The following is a 1,603-nucleotide window of genomic DNA, read 5'->3' as shown; positions in this document are numbered from 1 at the left end:
AGAGGTGATGTTGTGGACGGCCCCCGCACGGAATGTGCGAGGATGAGATCATCGCCGTCTGCAACGCATGGAGCCACCTATGGGAACGATTTCAACGATTGGCCTCGACCTGGCCAAGAATGTTTTTCAGGTACATGGGATCGATAGTCTTGGGAACGTTCTCGTGCGCCGTCGCTTGCGGCGCAGTGAGGTGATCCGATTTTTCGAAACGCTCTCACCGTGTCTGGTGGGGATAGAAGCGTGCGGGACATCTCATTACTGGGCGCGCACGATTGCGGCTTTCGGGCATACGGTGAAAATGATGCCAGCGATCTACGTAAAGCCCTACGTCAAACGGGGCAAGACAGATGCGGCCGATGCCGAGGCGATCTGCGAAGCCGTGACCCGCCCGACAATGCGCTTCGTGCCGGTCAAGTCGCCAGACCAGCAGGCAGCCTTGCTTCAGCACAAGACGCGGGACCTGTTGGTGCGTCAGAGAACCATGCAGATCAACGCCCTGCGAGGACACCTTGCCGAATTCGGCATTATATCGGCAGCTGGCGTCGCGGGCCTGAACCAGATGATTGCACTGCTGCATGCAGAACAGGAGGCATTGCCCGAGCCCGCGCAGAAGCTGTTTCAGGATATTATTGCGCATCTGCGGGCTCTTGAGCAACGGATCGACGATATCGAGAAGCAGATTGTCGCCGCTCACAAGGCCAACAGCATCAGCCGCCGCTTGGCTGGCATTCCCGGCATCGGTCCGATCACTGCCAGCGCGATCGTCGCGGCAGTCCCGGATGTCTCGACTTTCCGGTCAGGGCGTCAATTCGCTGCATGGCTCGGTCTGACGCCCAAAAATCACAGCAGTGGCGGCAAGGAACGACAAGTCGGCATCAGCAAGCAGGGGGACAGCTATCTTCGACGTTTGCTCGTGCTGGGGGCAACGGCCGTGATCCGGCTGGCACGCAAGGAAAGCGCCAGTCGGCAATGGGCCGCAAAGCTGCTCGAGAAGAAGGCAGCGCGTGTCGTATCCGTCGCCTTGGCCAACAAGACAGCCCGGATTGTCTGGGCGGTTCTCACGACAGGCAACGAATACAGCGCCCGGAGTGCCTGACAGAATACAGAGATTCGCCCCCGTCGACCACCAGGTAAGACGAAGGCGAATGTGCGGAGTGGTGAGATATGATGGCGAACCGGTCAGGCCGGGGAGAGGACAAACCCGACGGGACCAAGCGCTCAAACAGCGCGCAGAGGTGATCAGGGATCCGATCCGCGGACTTCATCAGGGCCAGCAGCCTCCGGGCTGCACAAAACAGGCCGGACACATGGCTGCACCCGACCATCAAGATCATACTTTCCACTTGCATCGTCAGGGCCGTCCACACATGGTCCCGGATTTTTGGACAGGTGATTAAGCTATAATCCGACCTGAGAGAGGACGGGTTTTATGGGTAAGGTTACGCGCAAGAGGTCTGCGGCGGAGTTCAAGATCACGGGGCGCACTGGAGGCGATCCGTGGAGAGCTGACACTGGCGGAACTGGCATCGAAGCACGGCGTGCATCAGATGATGGTAGCACTTTGGAAGCGCCGGGCGATCGAGGGGATGGCGGCGACCTTCTC

At 59.5% G+C, this 1,603-nt stretch carries 1 protein-coding gene and 1 pseudogene; both read left to right on the top strand.

Annotated features, from left to right (window positions below; all coding sequences use genetic code 11):
• The first annotated feature begins 79 nt into the window (after positions 1 to 79).
• Positions 80 to 1,096 carry an IS110 family RNA-guided transposase gene (locus tag MSKU9_RS00980; protein ID WP_141259495.1) on the top strand — a complete coding sequence of 339 codons (1,017 nt, stop codon included), beginning with the start codon at positions 80 to 82 and terminating at the stop codon, positions 1,094 to 1,096.
• A gap of 333 nt (positions 1,097 to 1,429) precedes the next feature.
• A pseudogene (locus MSKU9_RS00975) lies at positions 1,430 to 1,603 on the top strand (transposase); the annotation flags it as partial.

This window comes from Komagataeibacter diospyri, from assembly GCF_006538165.1.
Taxonomy (GTDB): Bacteria; Pseudomonadota; Alphaproteobacteria; order Acetobacterales; family Acetobacteraceae; genus Komagataeibacter; species Komagataeibacter diospyri.
This window is presented reverse-complemented; position numbering and strand designations above follow the sequence as displayed.

Coding starts and splice junctions, on each gene's coding strand:
- MSKU9_RS00980 (WP_141259495.1), top strand. CDS start 80: ATGGGAACGATTTCAACGATTGGCCTCGACCTGGCCAAGAATGTTTTT.